Origin of the sequence: Halobacteriovorax sp. DPLXC-1, from assembly GCF_036903125.1 — a bacterium.
GTDB lineage: Bacteria > Bdellovibrionota > Bacteriovoracia > Bacteriovoracales > Bacteriovoracaceae > Halobacteriovorax_A > Halobacteriovorax_A vibrionivorans.
Genome location: NZ_JAYMCO010000001.1, coordinates 994,803 through 1,013,961 on the forward strand (window position 1 = coordinate 994,803; position 19,159 = coordinate 1,013,961).

Below are 19,159 nucleotides of genomic sequence, written 5' to 3' on the forward strand. Positions count from 1 at the left end.
GTTAAGATATTTGAGGCGCGTTTTAATAACGCGCCTTGTTTTTATTACTAGGAGTAAGTGAACATGTCACAAACAGACGTTGTGAGTGAAGCTGCAACAAAAGCTGCCTCTAAGAAGGCCTCGAAAAAAGCAGCAAAAAAAGCAACAAGCAAAAAGAAAACAGCTAAGAAAAAGACAGCAAAGAAGAAGACGGCCAAAAAAACTGCAAAGAAGAAAACGGCCAAAAAAACTGCTAAGAAAGCGAAAAAGAAAACTTCTGGATCATCTTTAAAGGACAAAGACTATAAACTGGTTATAGTGGAGTCACCATCTAAAGCTAAAACAATCAAAAAATATCTAGGACGAGGGTTTCAGGTCGTTGCGTCAAATGGACATATCAAAGACCTTCCTAAGTCAAAACTAGGTGTTGATATCAAGGATAACTTTCAAATTGATCTTGTTCCAATTAGTGGGAAACAAGCAAAGATTGAAAGAATCCAAGAACTTGCCAAATACGCTAATGAAATCTTTCTCGCACCCGACTTGGACCGTGAGGGAGAGGCCATTGCATTCCACCTTTCAGAAGAAATTGGAAAGCGAAAAAAGATAAGAAGAGTTATCTTCAATGCCGTAACTAAGAAAGCGGTAACTGAAGCGGTAGAAAACCCGACAGAGCTAAACGTCAATATGTACGATGCTCAAAAAACTCGTCGTGTTCTTGATCGTCTAGTGGGATATAAAATTTCTCCGATTCTTTGGGACAAGGTTCAGCGAGGGATTTCAGCTGGTCGAGTTCAATCTGTTGCTCTAAGAATTATTGTCGAAAGAGAAGATGAAATTAAAGCCTTTATTCCTGAGCAGTGGTTTTCAATCCACGGTGATATGGAAAAAGATGGTAAGCTTTTTGAAATTAAATACTATGGTGAGACAGCAAAGAAAAAGACTGAACTTACTGATGAAGAATTCACAAAGAAGATTGTATCAGATGTAAAAGGTAAGGAATTTGAAGTAATTGACGTTAAAAAACGTGAAAGAAAACAGAATCCAACTCCACCGTTTACAACTTCTAAGCTTCAACAGGAAGCGGCTAATAAATTAGGTTTTACGGCCAAGAGAACAATGATGGTTGCGCAAAGACTTTATGAAGGGATTGCAACAACGGACTTTGGAACTGTCGGTCTTATTACATATATGAGAACGGACTCTGTTAGAACTGAGCCTGAATCATTAAACGCCTTACGTGAATATGTTAAGGATCAATACGGTGAAAAGTATTTATCACCAGAGCCTATTGAATATAAGAAAAAGGGAAGTAGCAAGGTTCAAGATGCCCACGAGGCCATAAGACCTACTTCTTTAGAATATACTCCTAATCAACTTAGGGGAGATCTTGAGCCAGATGAGCAAAAGCTTTATGAGCTTATTTGGAATAAATTTATTTCATCTCAAATGAGTCAGGCCATCATCGATCAGACCGCTGTAACTTATGAATGTGAAGGTCACTTCTTTAAGGCCAATGGTTCAATTATTAAATTTGCTGGTTTTAGAACTGTTTATATGGAAGCAGCGGCTGAGAAGGCATCACGTCGCGGTGGAAATGACGATGAAGATGATACAGCAAAAGCAACAGGTGAACTTCCATTAATTGATGTCGGTGAGAAGATGAAGGCCAAGAATGGCCCTAATGAAGTTGAACATTGGACTTCTCCACCTCCAAGATATAATGAAGCCTCACTGGTTAAGACATTAGAAGAAAAAGGTATTGGTCGTCCTTCGACTTATGCTTCGATTATTTCAAATATTCAAGATCGTGGTTACGTGGAAAAGGTCGAAAACCGTTTCATGTCAACAGAGCTTGGAACAGTTGTATGTAAAATGCTTATTGAATCCTTCCCTGATGTTATGGACGTTGCTTTCACAGCAAACGTTGAAAAGCTTCTGGATAAGATTGAAGAAGGTGAGATTAAGTGGAAGAAGGTTCTAAAAGAATTTTGGCAAGGGTTTGAAAAAACTCTTGAGAAAGCCAAAGAGGAAATGAAGAACCTTAAAAAGCAAGAGATCCCAACAGGAATTCACTGCAAGAAATGTGAAGATGGTGAGTATCTTATTAAATGGGGACGTAATGGTCAGTTCTTAGCTTGTCGAAACTATCCAGATTGTACTTCAACTTTTGACTTTAAAAAGCACCTTGATGGAACTATTGAAATTCTTCCAAAAGATTGGTTCCGTGATCCATGCCCTGAGTGTGGAAAGCGCCTTGAAGTTAAAAAAGGTAAGTACGGCCGTTTCGTTAGATGTGAAGAATATCCAAAATGTGAAACAACACTTCCATATACTATTGATGTAACTTGTCCAAAGTGTAAGGTTGGAAAGTTTGCAGAGAAGAAGTCTCGTTACGGGAAAATCTTCTATGGTTGTACGAATTATCCAGACTGTGAAACTGCATTATGGAATGAGCCAAAAGTTTATGACTGTCCAGCATGTGGATTTGGTGTCATGGGTGTGAAGGAAACAAAGCGTTGGGGGAAACAACTTCAATGTCCTGAATGTAAGCACTCAGTAGATTGGGATACGACTCCATTTGCTAAAGAAGACGAAGAATCTAACAACGAGTAACAAAATGATAAATAAAGATATGGCCCTTGTTTTTTGCAAGGGCTTTCTTATGGGCATTGCCGACTTAATCCCAGGTGTTTCTGGGGGAACAATTGCATTTATTACGGGAATCTATGATAAGTTGCTTTCAACAATAGCAGCGATAAATAAAGACCTTATTAAAGATGCTCTTACTCTAAATTTTAAAAGTGTTTCCCAAAGAATTGATCTAAGGTTCTTGATTCCACTTGCAGTTGGTATTCTTGGTGCCATGTTCTCCCTAGCGAGACTAATGCACTATCTTATCAATCACCATCCAGTTCCAACTTGGGGCTTATTTCTGGGTCTTATTTCATCTTCGATAATTGTTATTGCTAGAGATCTAAAAGATCGAAAGAATCCAATGAATCTCTTAATGGTTTTATTGGGAGGCATGCTTGGCTTCTTTATTACTCAGCTTGTTCCTGTCACAACTCCTACAGATCATTGGTTTATCTTTCTTTGCGGACTTATTGGAATTACGGCCATGATCCTTCCTGGTATCTCTGGCTCTTTTATTCTGCTCATCTTAGGTAAGTATGAATACGTTACTGGTGCTTTGAAGAATCCTTTTGCTGATGGTGCTTTTGTTATTATTGGTGTTTTTGCCATTGGCTGTTTAACAGGTCTTCTAAGCTTCTCTAAGGTCCTAAATTACTTTATGAATAACTTTCGTGAACGTACCATGGCATTTTTAGTGGGAATACTTTTTGGAACTCTATCTAAAGTATGGCCTTGGCGCGAAGTTACTCAATCTATTGTCATTCGTGGAAAAACGAAGATCTTGGCCGAACGTGCCTTCTTTCCAACAACTCTTGGTGTAGAGGACTTCATTGCAATTGGTCTCATTCTTTTTGGTTTCTTCTTTGTTCTCTTTTTAGAGCGCGGAGCTTCTAAGCCATAAATATTATTGTCTTGTTGAGTGTCTTGACTTTTTGTTAACTATCCTTAATATCTGTTTGGTAAATCAAACACAGGAGAAACAATGAAGAAGTTTTTAGTAACTCTTTTACTTGGTGCGTCGTTTGCAAATGCAGCAACAACTCAAGAGCTAGAAAGAAAAATTAATATTTTAACGAAAGAAGTACAAGACATTCAGTCTCAAGGTCTTTCATCAAGAGTAAGCCTTGGTGGTTATGGGGAAATCGTTTTCAAAGATAACTCAGACTCAAATGCTCAATGGGACACTCTTAGAAATGTTCTATACGTAGGGTATAAGTTTAGCGACAAGTGGTCATTCATGACTGAGATTGAAATTGAGCACGCTGATGAAATCTATACTGAATTCGCAGAGATTCGTTATGCACATTCTGAACTATTAAACTTCAAGGCCGGTCTACTTCTATCACCACTTGGTCTTGTTAACTTAGAGCACGAGCCAACTCGTTTTATTGGTGTTAATCGTCCAGAGATTGAAAAAAATATTATCCCAACAACAATGCGTGAAAACGGGTTTGGTGTTTATGGTACTTGGAAGAACTTAGACTATAAATACTATATTATGAACTCTTTAGAAGGTTGGAGTAACGCTGATGCTTCAGGTTTTGATGCTGACGGTGTTCGCGATGGCCGTCAAAAAGGTGCTAAGGCAGTTGCTGGTCACTGGTCACATATTTTAAGACTAGATTACGGATTTGATTTTGGTCTTGATCTAGGTACTTCTGTATATGTAGGGACAACGAATGGTGACGCTCAAGGTGAACACAATATTTATGATGTTCACTTAGCATATAACTACAAAGGCCTAATGGTGAAAGCATTATATGTTTATTCAACACTTGATGGTAAAGAATTCTCTGCTAAGTCAGGAAATGTTGTTGCTGACGTAATGCAAGGTTATTATGTAGATCTTGGATACAATATTACACATAGTAAAACTTATACAATTATGCCATATGTAAGATATGAGAGTTATAATACTCAAGATGATGTTGACGCTACTGTAGGTGTTGCTGATAAGGCCAATGATAGAACAAACCTAACAGCAGGTGTTATGTATAAGCCACTTGATAAAGTATCATTCAAAGCTGACTACACAAAGTATGAGAATGCTTCAAATGTTGGTGAGTCTGAGGCTTTCAATTTTGGAATTGGATGGGAATACTAAATAATTCTATATTTTTTGAAGTGGGGAGAGTTCTTCTCCTCACTTTATTTTTTTCCTATAGCGCCGAGGCCGGCCTAAAAGACACCCTTGCACGTAAATTTCCCAAATGTCATTTTGTTGAAAAATCAAAGTTCTTAACTGAGAAAGAATATAAGATGATTAAGTCAAAGTTTCCCACTAGAGATGTGAGGAAATTCTATTCATTTTATCAAAGAGTATGCAATCAGAAGAGTTCTTTTGATTTCGTATTCTCAGATATTGTGAGAACAAAGAGACAGCTTGTTCATATTCATATTGAAGATAAGAAGCTAGAGAGTTTAAAGGTTGTTAAATTTGAAGAGCCTTCAGAGTATCGAGTAAAAGACAGCTGGCTTAAGAAATTTAAGTCAACTCTTCCGGATAGTATTGATATTGTATCGGGAGCAACTCTCTCGTCTAAGAGTACAAAATTTCTAGTGTGGTTATCACTATACTTACAAGGTGATATACTTAAGTAAGTAATCATGACCAGAGCAGAAAGAAATACAATATTCACAATCAATTATCTTGTTCTCATAACAAGTATTATCTACTTCATTGCAAAGTATTTTTTAGCAATAGAAGGGGAATGGGGACCCGAAACTCACCCTCTTACAATTATTTTCCAAAAAGTTCATGTTTTAACAGTTCCTTTTCTTATCTTTGCCGTTGGAATGATTTTCTCTAATCATGTTTGGAAGCGTATTGAAAGTGGATATAAGAAGTCTCGAACTTCTGGAATTTTTCTTTTGGTTCTTCTTGTTTTGATGAGCTTAACGGGATATTTAATTCAAGTTGTTGATGGACAAGTCTTTAGAGAGTATTCAGCTTATCTACATATCGCTGTTTCTGTTATTTGGAGTGTGGTCTTCTCTTATCATCATATTTCTTCAAATCGCAAAAGAGCGTAGCTTTTCATCTATCATATCGCCAATAATATGTGGCCTTACTAAGTGATATGCATAGAACATGTGGAGGCATCTCAAATGATGAAAGTCTCTAAGTCCACCGATCCCATTTTCAGTAATCATTGGCATCATATTTTCTGGTAGTTCAAGATTTAATTCTTTGAATAATTCAATTCTTTCATCTCGATAAGACTCATGAATAGACTTCACTTTCTCTTGTAGCTCTTCACTATTATTGATTTTATTTTGTAGCTCTTTTGTAAATCCTTGTCCCTCTAGATGACTTATCTTCTTGTAAACAATAGGGTCAACAAGCCAATAAATTGTTGGAAATGGGACTTTGTCTACGACAGGGGAAACTTTTAGAGATGCTGGTGCACCTTCTTTGGTTCGAGCTGATATTTCAAGCACTCCACGGGCTTCTCGTTTTAAAAAGCTTTCAATTTTTTCGATGTCTTCTTTAGTCGCTTCAAGTTTCATAATTAGAATAAAGTTACTCCAACCTTATAGAAGATTGAAAAGGAGTTAATATCATTTCGAGCACTACTTTCTTTGACGATCTCTACTTTTGTTGGATCAGTTCGATCTATTAGTGTTACTTTATATGATCTATGGCCAGCAACAGAGACTTCAAGAAAGAATGGGTAGTGACCAATTTCTTTAATTTGCTCAATTCCTACAGCGAGTGCACCACCAAATGAGTCATAGTTTAGCTTAAGGTCTCTATCATTTGAGTCTATATTAAAACCATCGAGGCTTAGTGAACTTAATTGCCAGCTAGGTCCAAATTTAACGTATGCTTTAAACTTTCTAAAGCCGATAAAGTTTAGATATTCAATTTCTAGATCAGGAGTATTAAATCTTAATGTTGGTGTAATTGTAAAAGAACGAAAATTTCCCGAACCACTTAGAATATTTCCTTCGTAACCAAATTGAAGATCTTTTGCGCGACCAAATGTTGTATGGGACTCAATACCAATTTCAACTCTTTCATAGCGATATGAAAATTGGGTATATATTCCAAAAGCAGTCGACTCATCACGATCTTCGATATCGTAACGATTTTCAAACTGGTCATCATCAAGCTCGTTAAATAGCATTTTCTCAAGTGTTAAACCTGTTCTTAAATAGTACTCATAAGGCTTAGCAGATATTGTTATGCCTGAGATGATTAAAAGAAATATAAGAAGTCTCTTAAAAACTTGCATGTATAAAATATCCTATGGATTTCTTATCAAAGCTTGGAGCAAACATTGCTGAAGCTTTTATTCCACGTCCTTCAAATATTGAAGAGAAAAGGGTCATTGGATTAATTAAGTGACCAAAGAATTTTGAGACACTTCCACCGTTATTTAGCAGTTCCATGGAAAGCTTTTCAAAACCATATCCCATAACGGCCCCAAGTACAGGTGTTTGATATAGATCCTGCACAGAAGCTGGTTCTGTATACACTTCAATGAAGAATTCAAAAACGGTACTAGAGACAAAAGTTAAGGCCAGTGAGTCAGAGTAGCTATAGCTTCTTGCTCGGTAGTATAGAAACATTTGTGAACCAGTATAAGGGTGAACCATATAGTTCCAAAAAGGTTCATCTCGATCAAAGACGATACGACCAAAGTTCTTGCGATAAACTTCTAAAGAACCTTCATTTTTTACAGTATCCCATTGTGTTAAAGGGTAGGCGATTAATGAAAGTCCAAAAACAAAACTGAGGTCTTCAAAAACTTCTTGTTTGGTGTGTTCACGATCTTTGTAGAAGTAACTTTCTTGTGCTAAAGAATTACTTCCTAGAAGTAGTAGAAATGGGAGAAGGTATATAAATAGTCTTTTCACGATGACTTCTTATATAAATTTATACTCATTCTGGCCACAAATACGAGCTAAGGTTTTTAAATGATTAAGGTTTTTAAATATATTTTTCTTACGTTTGTTTTCTTAAATGCATTTGCTCAAAATTCTAAGTATCTGATATTTAATAAAGACGTGGATACGATATGGTCTCCGGTTCAGCTGTATATCAATGGTTCCTTCGACGTTATTCAAAACCCATATTGGTTTAACCAAGAGAACTATTGGAAAAAGCACAAAGAAGTATGGAATGAAGTAAAGGATCCCTTTCATGAGATTAGAAAAGAGGGAAGCTTCGGTGAGTTCTTCAAAGAAGAATTTTTAAGCGATAGGGTACTTCCAAATATATTCTTGCATACTTTTGGTGGTGCCTACGAAACCAAGAAGCTTCTTGAATACGCTGATTATTACGAAATAAAGTGGGCAAAAACTTTTTCATTCTTCGTAACCTATGCGATGCACTTTGGTAATGAAGCAAGCGAAACAGATCAACCTGAAGTATCTGCTTATGATCATATCGCAGATCTCTATTTCTTTGATGTAGCAGGTTTCTTTCTTGGGCTAAATGATGATTTTATGAACTTTATGATCAATGAAGCAGGTATGAGTACTTGGCACTTTATGCCCGTTTACGATATCGAACATGAAGACTTTTTCAATGTTGGCCTAAATTATGTATTTCGACCAAAAATACTTCATTATAAAAATATGAGACCTCTTCTATATCTAGGGATGATGAATATGGGGGGAATTACTTTTGATGTTGGTGATCTTTCCCATTCAGTTGTTGCAGGACTTGCTTTAACGAATCCTCTAGAGAGAAAAGGACGCTTCGTTTATGGCTATTATTTAGAGACTCTCGGACAACAGGCTGCGTCACTTCTTTTCAATGGTTCTGAAGACTTTCGTGTACGACTAAACCTTTATCCAGCACTATTTAAACATTATTCTGGAACTATGCGAAACTTTGCTCTGATGCTTGGGCAAACAAAGAATGAGGATTTTGCCTTTGGAATCAACTATGAGCTGCCTGTAAGTATTGGATACTTAAATTGACACAAGCTTGACTTGAAAGCTTTCTTATCTAAGCGTAGTATATTCGCTACAAGGAAACGTTATGGTTAGAAGTAATATTGATACCTTACAGAAGTATCAAAAAAAATATGGAAGTCAGTCAATTCTAAGTGTTAATAAAGGAATTGAAAAAGAAGGTCTAAGAGTAAATCTTAAGGATGCAAAACTTGCACAAACTGACCATGACCCTAAATTTGGATCTAAATTACTTCATAAGTGGATTACAACAGACTTTGCAGAAAGTTTATTAGAATTCATCACACCTGTTTCCCATAGCTCACAAGAAACAATTAATACTCTTGGAAATCTTCAAACTTATGTTTTAAAGCAAGATGACAAAGAGGGGATCTGGCCATCTTCGATGCCATGTATCCTGCCTGATGATAAGGATATTAAACTTGCATATTATGGTGAGAGTAATTCGGGACGTTTAAAAACTCTTTATCGCTCTGGCCTTTCTTTACGTTATGGAAGATCGATGCAATCAATTGCAGGAGTTCATTATAACTTTTCAATGACTGATGAATTTTGGAAGAATTGGCATGAGCTTCTTGGAAGTGAGCTGCCTCTACAAAAGTTTATTAATAAAGAATACCTAAATTTGTGCCGTAACTTTAGAAAGTACTCCAATGTACTACTCTATTTATTTGGCAACTCTGTAGCAGTACATGAATCTTTTCTAAAGGGAAAGAAACACAATCTAAAAGTTATACATGAAGATGAAAATTTCGGAAAAACATATGCTACTGAGTTTGGTACTTGTCTAAGAATGGGGGGACTTGGTTATACTGGATCTTCGCAAGATGGAATTCGAATCTGCTACAATGGGCTTGATAGCTATTGTGATAGTTTAGAAAATGCACTGAAGGTAAGTTATAAACCATTTGAAGAAATCGGTCTAAGAAATGAGAATGGAGAACTTCAACAAATTAGTACAAATATTCTCCAAATTGAAAATGAGTTTTATTCAATTATTCGTCCAAAGAGAATTGCTCCTCCTGGAAAAAGTGCCCTGGCCTCTTTAAGAAGTGAAGGAATTGAATATATTGAAGTTAGACTTTTGGATATTAATCCTTTTGCAGAAAATGGAATTTCTGAAGAGCAGGCAAACTTTTTAGATGCATTTCTTCTGACATGTCTATTCTCTGAATCGCAAAAGTGTACACGTGAAATCTATAATGAAATTGAAGACAATAATCAAAGAATTATAAAAGATGGCCGTAAGGATAATCTGACGATTCTAAATAATGGACAAGAAGTTAGTTACCGTAACTATCTTGAAGAATTCTTTAGTATGATGGAAGAGACAATGAACTCCATTGATGATGGCCATCGTAAAGAAGATCTTATTAAATCCATTGATTTTCACCGTTCAATGTTAAATCCTAGAAATACACTATCTCAAAGAGTATATGACCTTTCATGTGAGAAGGGATTTATTTCTTCAATGCGTGAGCTATCGATCTCACATCGTCGTGGACTTTTTGAAAGTTGTAATGAAAATATCTTTCAAGGCAAGCTAGAGGAAGAAAAGAGTGCTTCTGTTCAAAGGCAAATTGAGTTTGAAAAACTCGACGACGTAGAATTTGAAGATTACGTCGCCGCTTATGTTGAATCGAGTTTTTCTAAAAAAGAGACTGTATAAAATTAAGAATTAAGTAAACGAGTCCAAAGGCCAAGGCCACAAGTGTTAAGTTTACTGTATGCTTTATCACTTTATATAAGACGATATTTGTTTGTTTTAATGTTCTTACTTTTAAAAGAGCTGGAGTGACAGCACCAAAGATACGATTAACTAATCCTCTTTGGTCACCTGGGATATTTGGCACAAGTGTAATTCTCATAATCTGTTTAAAGACAAAGTTTATAATCTTCCCAAATATGTGAGTTGGACGATCGACTTCAAGCATAAGAATGATTCTTTCATCTTCAGAGTTATTAAAAGCAAAGTGAAGATAGGTTTCATCAAATAACAGTGCCTCTCCGTCCCTCCATGAATAATCTGTACCATCAATATTGATATAGCACTTATCATCATTTGGAGTCTTGAGTCCAAGGTGATAGCGAAGTGATGTTGCAACGGGATCGAGGTGTTTGGTTAGCTTTGAGCCTACTGGTAAGATTGAAAACATTGCACCATTAACTCCTGGCACTTTAGAAACAAGTTCAACTGTTTGCGGACATAGGTTCTTTGCTGAGTTTAGTGTTGTTCCATACCAAGTGAGATAAAATTTTGACCATCCATACTTGTAAAAAGTACGAAATCCAATATCGTAATGTCCATCTGATGTAGGATCTTTTACCTTATCAAAATAGCCATTTTCACGAAGGGCAACTGCTTCTTTGCGAATTGTCTCCCAATTATCTTGAACTTGTTTTAATTCAGGAAAGTCAGCAAGGTCCATAATAGGCTTAGCTGCTTTCTTTTTAGTAAAAATATAGAGCAAGCAATTTAGGGGAGCAAAAATAGGCCATCCCTTTCTTAGATAAAAAGTTAAACTTTCATACCTTTCGCTTCCGCGATAGGCGTACACATATCCCATTGAGGCAATGCCAAAGAGAAATAAGAATATAAGAACCGATATAACGCTAATAGTCTTTGTCCTGTTTAAGGTTGATACTTATCTATGTAATATACCTTAGAGGAGCTTTTTCATCCATGATTTTTCTCATTATGTGCAATTCGTCATATAAAGATTATTAGCTACGCTTTTATTAAATGATTATGTTCAATTGTCTCCAATTGTTTTTAATTATCATCGGGATGCTTGACGAGACCTTGATATGTTCTTTTGCAGGTGTCTACACCTACCACTTGAAACGTTGAGCTTGTTAAGCTTTCAACTGGAGCTGATGCAGTATCAAGAAAGGCCTTTGTTTTGGATATTTCAGGCTTACTAAATGTACCACCGATTGCTTGTTGAAGCTCTGGACAATAGTCTTCATCCAATATTGAGATAACCAGCTCTTTAAATACTTCTGCTTTTAAATCTGCTCCACCTTCAACAACAATGAGATTTTCAGCTGTGGCAACTGCCACATCATTCATTGTGGCCACATCGCCTCTAAGTTTAACATCCACATTAATTTGCTTTAAAGGTGTATCTCCGCCACGAAAACCTCCCAGTGTTTGCCCTAGGCTGGCCGCACTAGTATAAAGTAGGCCAATAGGGCCGAGGGCCACAAAGGCTGCCGCATCAATAAGGCCAATGCTTCTAGTATCGAGAAAGTTTGAGATGACATCATCCACTCGAAATCCTTTTAGATTTAAATTTGATCCATAAACTCGAGCATCTATATTCTCACCTTCTATTTTTGCATCGATATTAATATATCCAGACAGTCCTAGTGAGGCATCGAAGAATTTAATAAGGTGGTCAAGATTCAACTTATTATAGTTAATTTTTATGTCTTCATAATTGACAAGGTTTATGGCGACTTCACCTTTGTTTTGTTTTCCAAAATCGCTTATATGAATATTTTCAATTTTTAAAGTATCGCCAAGCTTCTTTTCTATTGAGAATTGAATCTGATTTAACTTGAAACCACTGACTTGGACGCCCTTGCTTTTTATATTGATTTTAGAGTTTAAGGCCTGTGAATAGCGTTGAAAAATTGAAGATGATTCTTTTATAGCTAGTAAGTCAATATCTGTATGGGCAATGATAAGTTTATTATTTTTATCGATTGGAAAGGAGAGATTGGTAATTTCCCAATGCCCAATTCTAATTTTTTCGACTTTTTCGACCTCTCCACCTGCTAGTTTAATCGCAATTTTTGTCGTCCAGTCAATTCGAAAGAGTAAGACTCCTGCAATGAGAAAAAGGGATGTAATGAATAGGAGAAAACCAATAAGGACTTTTTTTTTCATGAGTTTTTTAGTCGGTTAATTGTAAATACAAATAGTTTGGTTCATTTAATCACACTTCAAATTCAAGGGGAATAAAAACTTGGTTAATTGTTTTAAAGTTACCAGCAACTTTCTTAATGCGTTATAATGATAAGTAATATGCTTAAGAACTTTATTTCAAAAACAATGAAAGCACAGAAGATACAACAAAAAGAGTATAACTCTTATACTCCATTTGTTGTGGATTATAAGTCACGTCCTTTATCAAATGATGTGACAACTCGTTATGCGAGAAGTGAAGATGCCACTTCTATTGCGAGGATAATCAATGAGAATAATAATGACCCAAGTCTTGATTATAACTACTTTCTAAAACGCACACGCTCAGAGCTTGCACACGGTGGAAATCGTTCTGGCTTTCATATTATAGTGGCGCAAGTAGGTGATCAGATCGTAGGCTACGGACGATCGATATATTATAGTGAATTAATGATTAAAAATTACTCTTATCCTTCGCCTGTCGGTTGGTATCTAATGGGAGTAACAATAGATCCACAATTCAGAGGTCAAAATATTGGTGCTCTTTTAACAAGAAAGCGCTTAGATCATATAAAACAAGTTGCTTCTAAAGCTTATTATGTGGCCAATGCAAATAATAAAACTTCAATAAGAATGCATGAAAAATTTGGCTTCAAGGAAAAAGAGCGAGGAGCAGGGTTTCTTAAAATCTGCTTTAATAATGGTTTAGGAATATTATTCGAATGTAATTTAAATAATAAGGATTAGAATGGATTTTTTCAATTATAAGGGTAGTGAATTATACGTCGAAGATATAAGAGTCGAAGAACTTGTCCAAGAGTATGGTACACCTCTTTATATCTATTCTTTAAAAACTTTTAAAAGACATTTTAATGCCTTTAGTGGCCCTTTAAAGGATCACAAACATTTAGTCTGTTATGCAGTTAAGGCCAATTCAAATATAAATATTTTAAAAGAATTAGCCGCTCTTGGTAGCGGTTTTGATATCGTTTCAAGAGGTGAGTTAGAAAGAGTTCTTAGGGCCGGTGGAGATGCCTCTAAGACAGTTTTTTCAGGAGTTGGAAAAAGCCGAGATGAAATAATCTATGCTTTAAATAAGAAAATTAAATGTTTTAATGTTGAATCGATTTCTGAACTTAAACGAATCAATGAAGTGGCAGGGGAGCTAAATGTTATTGCTCCTGTATCGATTCGTGTTAATCCAGATGTTGATGCCAAGACGCATCCGTATATTGCAACAGGATTAAAAGAAAATAAATTTGGAATCTCTTTTCAAAAAGCACCGCAGGTTTATGAGATGGCAAATGAGATGAATAATATTTCAGTTGAGGGGATAGACTGTCATATCGGCTCACAGCTGACTTCTCTAGTACCATTCTTAGAAGCATTAGAGCGTTTAAAAGAGTTAATTAATAATTTAAAGGATAAAGGGATTTCACTTAAGCATCTCGATTTAGGAGGTGGCCTAGGTGTTAAATATAAAGATGAACTTCCTCCTCATCCTTCTGAGTATCTTGGTGAAGTCATTAAGAGTTTGGAAGACTACCCAGAGCTTGAACTGATCTTTGAACCAGGTCGAGCAATTGCTGCAAACGCAGGGATTCTCGTTTCTAGACTTGAGTATATAAAGGAGAATGAAGGTAAGCATTTTGCCATTATTGATGCGGCAATGAATGATCTTATGAGACCTGCTCTATATCAGGCTTGGCAAGAGGTTATCAAAGTCAATTTAGATATTAAAGGAGAGGCCCATCAATATGATATCGTCGGCCCTGTTTGTGAGACTGGAGATTATCTTGCAAAAGATCGCGAACTTGATCTTAAAGAAGGAGAACTTTTGGCCATTCGATCTTGTGGTGCTTATGGGTTCACGATGTCTAGCAATTATAATTCAAGGCCAAGAGCATGTGAGATTTTAGTTGAAGATGGTAATGCAAGGGTAATTAGGAAGAGAGAAACGTTTGAAGATCTTTACTATCTTGAAGATTGTGATTAGGATGCATTTATGAATAAGAAGATTACTTTAACTCCATTATTTCCTACAACTGAGTGGGCCTGGGATATCTCTAAAAAGTCCGGAGATACTGTTCGCATCCTTCATCCTTCTGGGAACGTCTTTGTTTCACAAGTTATCTTAAATAGGCAGTCACGACTAGAAGGAAATGAGCAGAAGATTTATGACTTAAATTTAAAAGATGTTGATCTTATTGCATATATTATGGATTACTTTTTAAATAAGGCCACCACAAAGCTAAATCGTGGTAATGCCATGATTGTTGCCGGAAACCTTGTTTCTAGCTATCGCTTTCGTCTTCCACTTGGTCCAGAGACAATTCCTTTTGAAGACCAAAAAACTAATTTTGGAGAGTATCGAAAATTTGGTGAACATAAGCTTTCAATGAATGGACAAGATGTTGATGTATTTGTAATTGGCAAAGAAGGAAAGAATGAATTTTACGCCGTAACTCTTTCCGACACTAAAATAGGCGACTTTAATATCCCTAAATTAGAACTACTTAAGTTCCCACGTTCATACTTTCGTCAATCATTTGATAAGTAGTTACCAAAAGCCTTCTTTTATTGGCATTTGAGTCTCTTAACTATTGAGAATTCTGACTAGTACACTTGTGTATTCAATAGCTTATTAAATAAGTGACAGGAATAATCTGCCTCTCGTGAAAATCAATTAAGATTATTAAGTGAACCATTCGATAAAGAACTGAAATGATGAACTTACTTAAGCAATTTCACATTCTTGGACTCATTGTCACATTTACTTTGGTATCGTGTGTACCAAAGATTCAAAGTCGCGATAATAATCGTGACAATCTCTACGTACAAAATATTCAAATAAATGGTTCTCAATTGAGAATTGATGGCCAGAACTTAGACGATGTTAGTCACGTTCGTATTACAGATAAAGATGGAAATGTTTCAAGCTTTGAAATTGGTGTAAAGTCTAATAAAGAGTTAATAGCAGAAGCATTATCAAATACACTTATTCCATTAAATCAAATTTTAACAATGACTTTAGAAGGAGCTCATGGTGCAAGTACTTACAGTATAAGTGCTTCTCTTCCTGATATGGGTGCATCTCATGGTCAAACTCTTCAGTATAATGCAATTACAGGTCAGTGGGTTCCTGCTAATCAGCCGACCTCAAGTGTTACTTCTGTTAATGGTAAATTAGGAGCTGTATCATTAGGTATTGATAATCTAAGTGATACCGATACAAGTGGGGCCGTGACAGGTTCCGTTCTCAAGTTCAATGGTGTCAATTGGGTCGTCGGTACAGATAATGGTGGCTCATCAGCTAATGCAACTTCAATTCATAATCGCACAATTTTAGATATCACTCCAACTGATGGTCAGGCCCTCGTTTGGAGTTCTGCTAATTCTTCATGGGTCCCAACTACTGTATCAGGTGGATCTGGAGGCTCTGGAGAGTCCAATACTGTTTATTCAACAGGTGGTACTTCGATCTTTAAGCAAAAAGTAGGGAGTCAGCTACAATTTAAAGGTTTAAATGGCTCAAACGATATTGTTGTCGATAATCAAACTAATAGTCTTGATTTACAAATAAGTACGGCCAATGGTGCTAATCAGCTTTTAAGATTAGATTCATTTGGAAGACTACCGGCCATCGATGGTTCTCAGCTTACTGGAATCTCTAGCGGTGGAAGTGGTGAAACAAATACTATTTCAAGCGCAGGTGGAGTCTCAATTTTTAAACAGAAGTCTGGTGAAAATTTAGAACTTAAAGGGTTGCAAGGATCATCTGATTTTGCAATTAACGGCAGTACTAATACTGTAGACTTTCAAATAAATACTAGCAATGGTGCAAACCAATTATTAAGACTTGATTCGTCAGGTCGTCTTCCTGCTATTGATGGTTCTCAACTTACTGGAATTGTCGCATCAGGTGGAAGTGACAATACGATACAGTCACGAAATGTTTCAGCTACGGCACCTTCAAATGGGCAAGCCCTTTTATGGAACTCAGTAAGTTCACAATGGGAGCCAACAACGATTACCTCAGGCGGTGCAGGTGGTGAAGTCAATACTGCGACGAGTGCCGGTGGTGAATCGATCTTTCAAAATAAAATTGGTACTGATCTAATCTTTAAAGGTCTAACAAATACAACAGATATTCAATTAACTTCAAATGCAAATGATATTGAGATAGGTGTAAATACTTCAAATGGTGCAGGTCAATTACTAAGACTAGATGCTTTTGGAAGATTACCTGCAATTGATGGATCTCAACTAGTTGGTGTTTCTGGTGGATCTGGCGATGCTTTAACCTTACAGTCTCGAGATATTGCTACGACAGCTCCTACTGATGGCCAGGTTCTTACTTGGAATAATTCGACCACGCGATGGGAGCCTCAAACTCCACTTGTCGGTGGCGGTTCAGGAGAGGCAAATACTGTTTCAAGTGCTGGTGGAGCATCAATCTTTAAACAGAAATCAGGAATTGATCTTGTTCTAAAAGGGTTACTTGGTTCAAGTGATTTCAATATTACTTCAAGTACAAATACTGTGGATCTATCTATTAATACGTCAAATGGAGCCAACCAACTCTTACGTCTTGATGCTTCGGGAAGACTACCTGCTTTAGATGGTTCACTGCTGACAAATCTTCCTGGTGGAAGTGGTAATGCAACAACTATCCAATCCTTTTCTGTTTCAAGTGCCACTCCAGCAAATGGTCAGGCCTTACTTTGGAATGATTCTAATTCTCGTTGGGAGCCAACGACTATTGTAACCGGCGGAGGAGGCGGAGAGGCCAATACAGCTTCAAGTGCCGGTGGTGAATCTTTATTTCAGTCAAAGGTATCATCGAATTTAGTTTTTAAAGGATTAACAAGTACGAGTGATATTTCACTAACAGGAAATATAAACGATGTTCAAATTGGTTTAACAACGGCAAATGGGGCCAATGAAATTTTACGCCTTGATGGCTTTGGAAGACTTCCTGCAATCGATGGATCACAATTAACAGGAATCACAACTTCCGATACAACTCTGCAATCTCGCAATGTTGCCTCGACGGCACCAACTGATGGGCAGGTTCTAACTTGGAATAATACAGCGACACAATGGGAGCCTCAAACAGTTTCTGCTGGTGGCTCAGGTGAAACAAATACAGCATCAAGTGTCGGTGGAACAGCAATTTTTAAACAAAAGACCGGAAGTGATCTAGAGTTTAAAGGTTTAACCGGAAGCGCTGATATTAGCTTAACGAGTAATGCAAATGATGTGCAAATTGGCGTTAATACTTCAAACTCTGCAAATGACTTAGTAAGACTTGATGGACTTGGACGTTTACCTGCTATTGATGGTTCTCAGTTAACAGGAATCACCGGTACTGGTGAAGCAAATACGTTAAGTTCAGCTGGTGGTACTTATTCATTATTTTATCAAAAAAATGGAGTTGATCTTCAGCTTAAAGGCCTTAACTTTACAAGTGACTTTGCGGTTGTTGATAATTCAACTTCTTACAGTGTCGATATTAATACTGCAAATGGAGCTAATGAGCTAGTAAGACTTGAAGCCGATGGGTCTCTTCCTGCATTAAGTGCTGCAAACTTATTCAATATTCCAACTGATGATACGACAATACAGGGAAGAAATGTAAATGCTGCAGCTCCTACTGACGGTCAGGCTCTTTTGTGGGATTCAATCAGTTCACAATGGATCCCAAGTGATGTAACTGCTGCTGGAGATAATCTTGGTGACCATACAGCAACAAGTAATTTAGCAATGGGAAATAACTATATTTCGTATTCAGGTTTAGATGAAGGTCTCTTTGTGAACCTTGGTGGGAATGTGGGGATCGGTACAAATTTACCTCAGTCAGACTTAGATATTTATGAAGCAAATGTTGAAGTTAAAATTAGAGATTCAAATGTTGGTGTTTCTTCCGAGGCACAGGTAAACTTATTTGTAGATGGTGGAGAAGCCGGAATGTCTCTATTAAATACTAATTATGATTGGTTCGGTGAGGGATTTCCTGATTCATCTTGGTCAGATATGTTCCTCTTTTATACGGGGCCATCAAGTTCTAATGGTATGAGATTTCACCCATTTGCTGGAAATATTAATTTTTCAGTAGGTGATGCTGTCTTTACTGATATTATGCATGTCAATGCAACAAATACAAATGTTGGTATCTTAACAACATCTCCAGGTGCTGCTTTTGCTCTTGATGTTAATGGACAGATACGAACAACAACTACTGTCGATACATCTTCAGATAGAAGATACAAAAAGAATATAAAGAATATCTCAAGTGAAGTTTCTATCTTGGATAAGTTTTCTTTAATCGAAGGTGTCTACTTTGATTGGAGACAGAAAGAATATCCAGAAAAGAATTTTAAAGAAGGTCGTGATATTGGTGTCATTGCTCAAGATATTAGAAAAGTATTTCCAGAAGCCGTGACAGAAGATGAGAATGGTTTCTTAAGTGTTGCTTATGCTAAATTAGTTGCACCACTTATTGAAGCAGTAAAAGAGTTAGTTGGTATTACTGATACAAATAAAAGAGATATTGCTTCAATTGAAGCGCGCACAAAGAAGCTTGAAGAAGAAAATCGAATGTTAAGAGAAGCTCTTTGTGAAATGAATCCAAAAGCAAAAATCTGTCTAAAAGAAAATACGAAATAAAAAAGGGAGCTAATAAGCTCCCTTTCTTTTATA

At 36.6% G+C, this 19,159-nt stretch carries 16 protein-coding genes; 11 read left to right on the top strand and 5 right to left on the bottom strand.

The features are described from left to right. Window positions 1-63: 63 nt before the first annotated feature. The 5 genes from topA to VCM44_RS04875 all read left to right on the top strand — a co-directional run bounded on the left by topA (window position 64) and on the right by VCM44_RS04875 (window position 5,649). A complete protein-coding gene (gene topA / locus VCM44_RS04855; protein WP_133296849.1) occupies window positions 64-2,595 on the top strand; it encodes a type I DNA topoisomerase in 2,532 nt (843 codons plus the stop codon). 4 nt (window positions 2,596-2,599) lie between these two features. Further along, window positions 2,600-3,517, top strand: a complete 918-nt coding sequence (locus tag VCM44_RS04860) for a DUF368 domain-containing protein (RefSeq protein WP_334678160.1) — start codon at window positions 2,600-2,602, stop codon at window positions 3,515-3,517. Window positions 3,518-3,598: 81 nt separating this feature from the next. Continuing rightward, window positions 3,599-4,720 (top strand): hypothetical protein, encoded by a 1,122-nt coding sequence (locus tag VCM44_RS04865; protein ID WP_114705324.1) that lies wholly within the window; start codon window positions 3,599-3,601, stop codon window positions 4,718-4,720. Between the two features lie 155 nt (window positions 4,721-4,875). Next, window positions 4,876-5,217, top strand: a complete 342-nt coding sequence (locus VCM44_RS04870) for an FMN-binding protein (protein ID WP_133296848.1) — start codon at window positions 4,876-4,878, stop codon at window positions 5,215-5,217. Between the two features lie 6 nt (window positions 5,218-5,223). Continuing rightward, the gene (locus VCM44_RS04875) at window positions 5,224-5,649 is read left to right on the top strand and encodes a hypothetical protein (protein ID WP_334678161.1); all 426 of its coding nucleotides are present in this window, start codon (window positions 5,224-5,226) and stop codon (window positions 5,647-5,649) included. On the opposite strand, the gene VCM44_RS04880 is transcribed toward VCM44_RS04875, so the two are convergent. From VCM44_RS04880 to VCM44_RS04890, 3 genes are read right to left on the bottom strand one after another with little or no spacing between them, the layout of a single operon-like run. Continuing rightward, window positions 5,629-6,126: a DUF501 domain-containing protein gene (locus VCM44_RS04880; protein ID WP_334678162.1), complete on the bottom strand. Its 498-nt coding sequence runs from the start codon at window positions 6,124-6,126 to the stop codon at window positions 5,629-5,631. The two genes, VCM44_RS04875 and VCM44_RS04880, sit on opposite strands and share 21 nt — an antisense overlap. Before the next feature lie 2 nt (window positions 6,127-6,128). Next, window positions 6,129-6,854 carry a hypothetical protein gene (locus VCM44_RS04885; protein ID WP_114705320.1) on the bottom strand — a complete coding sequence of 242 codons (726 nt, stop codon included), beginning with the start codon at window positions 6,852-6,854 and terminating at the stop codon, window positions 6,129-6,131. Continuing rightward, window positions 6,841-7,479, bottom strand: coding sequence for a DUF3943 domain-containing protein (locus tag VCM44_RS04890; protein WP_114705319.1), 639 nt, complete (start codon window positions 7,477-7,479; stop codon window positions 6,841-6,843). Before VCM44_RS04890 ends, VCM44_RS04885 begins: the two co-directional genes overlap by 14 nt. A 60-nt stretch (window positions 7,480-7,539) precedes the next feature. On the opposite strand from VCM44_RS04890, the gene VCM44_RS04895 reads away from it, so the two are divergent. Together VCM44_RS04895 and gshA are read left to right on the top strand one after the other, a co-directional pair. Continuing rightward, entirely contained in the window at window positions 7,540-8,550 is a 1,011-nt protein-coding gene (locus VCM44_RS04895) for a hypothetical protein (RefSeq protein WP_334678163.1), read from the top strand. 61 nt (window positions 8,551-8,611) lie between these two features. After that, a complete protein-coding gene (gshA, locus tag VCM44_RS04900; protein ID WP_334678164.1) occupies window positions 8,612-10,213 on the top strand; it encodes a glutamate--cysteine ligase in 1,602 nt (533 codons plus the stop codon). Here the strand turns inward: gshA and VCM44_RS04905 are convergent. Further along, entirely contained in the window at window positions 10,194-11,111 is a 918-nt protein-coding gene (locus VCM44_RS04905; RefSeq protein WP_120405237.1) for an aspartyl/asparaginyl beta-hydroxylase domain-containing protein, read from the bottom strand. The genes gshA and VCM44_RS04905 overlap by 20 nt on opposite strands. 206 nt (window positions 11,112-11,317) lie before the next feature. After that, a complete protein-coding gene (locus VCM44_RS04910) occupies window positions 11,318-12,439 on the bottom strand; it encodes a hypothetical protein (protein WP_334678165.1) in 1,122 nt (373 codons plus the stop codon). Between the two features lie 138 nt (window positions 12,440-12,577). Between VCM44_RS04910 and VCM44_RS04915 the strand changes: the two genes are divergently transcribed. From VCM44_RS04915 to VCM44_RS04930, 4 genes are all read left to right on the top strand, one after another. Beyond that, complete coding sequence (locus tag VCM44_RS04915; protein ID WP_334678166.1) at window positions 12,578-13,204, top strand: GNAT family N-acetyltransferase; 627 nt, start codon at window positions 12,578-12,580, stop codon at window positions 13,202-13,204. Window position 13,205: 1 nt separating this feature from the next. Beyond that, complete coding sequence (gene lysA, locus VCM44_RS04920) at window positions 13,206-14,453, top strand: diaminopimelate decarboxylase (RefSeq protein ID WP_334678167.1); 1,248 nt, start codon at window positions 13,206-13,208, stop codon at window positions 14,451-14,453. A gap of 9 nt (window positions 14,454-14,462) precedes the next feature. Then, entirely contained in the window at window positions 14,463-15,017 is a 555-nt protein-coding gene (locus VCM44_RS04925) for a hypothetical protein (RefSeq protein ID WP_114705312.1), read from the top strand. Window positions 15,018-15,181: 164 nt separating this feature from the next. Then, window positions 15,182-19,126 (top strand): tail fiber domain-containing protein, encoded by a 3,945-nt coding sequence (locus VCM44_RS04930; RefSeq protein WP_334678168.1) that lies wholly within the window; start codon window positions 15,182-15,184, stop codon window positions 19,124-19,126. The last annotated feature ends 33 nt before the right edge of the window (window positions 19,127-19,159 follow it).

Coding starts and splice junctions, on each gene's coding strand:
- topA (WP_133296849.1), top strand. CDS start 64: ATGTCACAAACAGACGTTGTGAGTGAAGCTGCAACAAAAGCTGCCTCT.
- VCM44_RS04860 (WP_334678160.1), top strand. CDS start 2,600: ATGATAAATAAAGATATGGCCCTTGTTTTTTGCAAGGGCTTTCTTATG.
- VCM44_RS04865 (WP_114705324.1), top strand. CDS start 3,599: ATGAAGAAGTTTTTAGTAACTCTTTTACTTGGTGCGTCGTTTGCAAAT.
- VCM44_RS04870 (WP_133296848.1), top strand. CDS start 4,876: ATGATTAAGTCAAAGTTTCCCACTAGAGATGTGAGGAAATTCTATTCA.
- VCM44_RS04875 (WP_334678161.1), top strand. CDS start 5,224: ATGACCAGAGCAGAAAGAAATACAATATTCACAATCAATTATCTTGTT.
- VCM44_RS04880 (WP_334678162.1), bottom strand. CDS start 6,126: ATGAAACTTGAAGCGACTAAAGAAGACATCGAAAAAATTGAAAGCTTT.
- VCM44_RS04885 (WP_114705320.1), bottom strand. CDS start 6,854: ATGCAAGTTTTTAAGAGACTTCTTATATTTCTTTTAATCATCTCAGGC.
- VCM44_RS04895 (WP_334678163.1), top strand. CDS start 7,540: ATGATTAAGGTTTTTAAATATATTTTTCTTACGTTTGTTTTCTTAAAT.
- gshA (WP_334678164.1), top strand. CDS start 8,612: ATGGTTAGAAGTAATATTGATACCTTACAGAAGTATCAAAAAAAATAT.
- VCM44_RS04905 (WP_120405237.1), bottom strand. CDS start 11,111: ATGGGATATGTGTACGCCTATCGCGGAAGCGAAAGGTATGAAAGTTTA.
- VCM44_RS04910 (WP_334678165.1), bottom strand. CDS start 12,439: ATGAAAAAAAAAGTCCTTATTGGTTTTCTCCTATTCATTACATCCCTT.
- VCM44_RS04915 (WP_334678166.1), top strand. CDS start 12,578: ATGCTTAAGAACTTTATTTCAAAAACAATGAAAGCACAGAAGATACAA.
- lysA (WP_334678167.1), top strand. CDS start 13,206: ATGGATTTTTTCAATTATAAGGGTAGTGAATTATACGTCGAAGATATA.
- VCM44_RS04925 (WP_114705312.1), top strand. CDS start 14,463: ATGAATAAGAAGATTACTTTAACTCCATTATTTCCTACAACTGAGTGG.
- VCM44_RS04930 (WP_334678168.1), top strand. CDS start 15,182: ATGATGAACTTACTTAAGCAATTTCACATTCTTGGACTCATTGTCACA.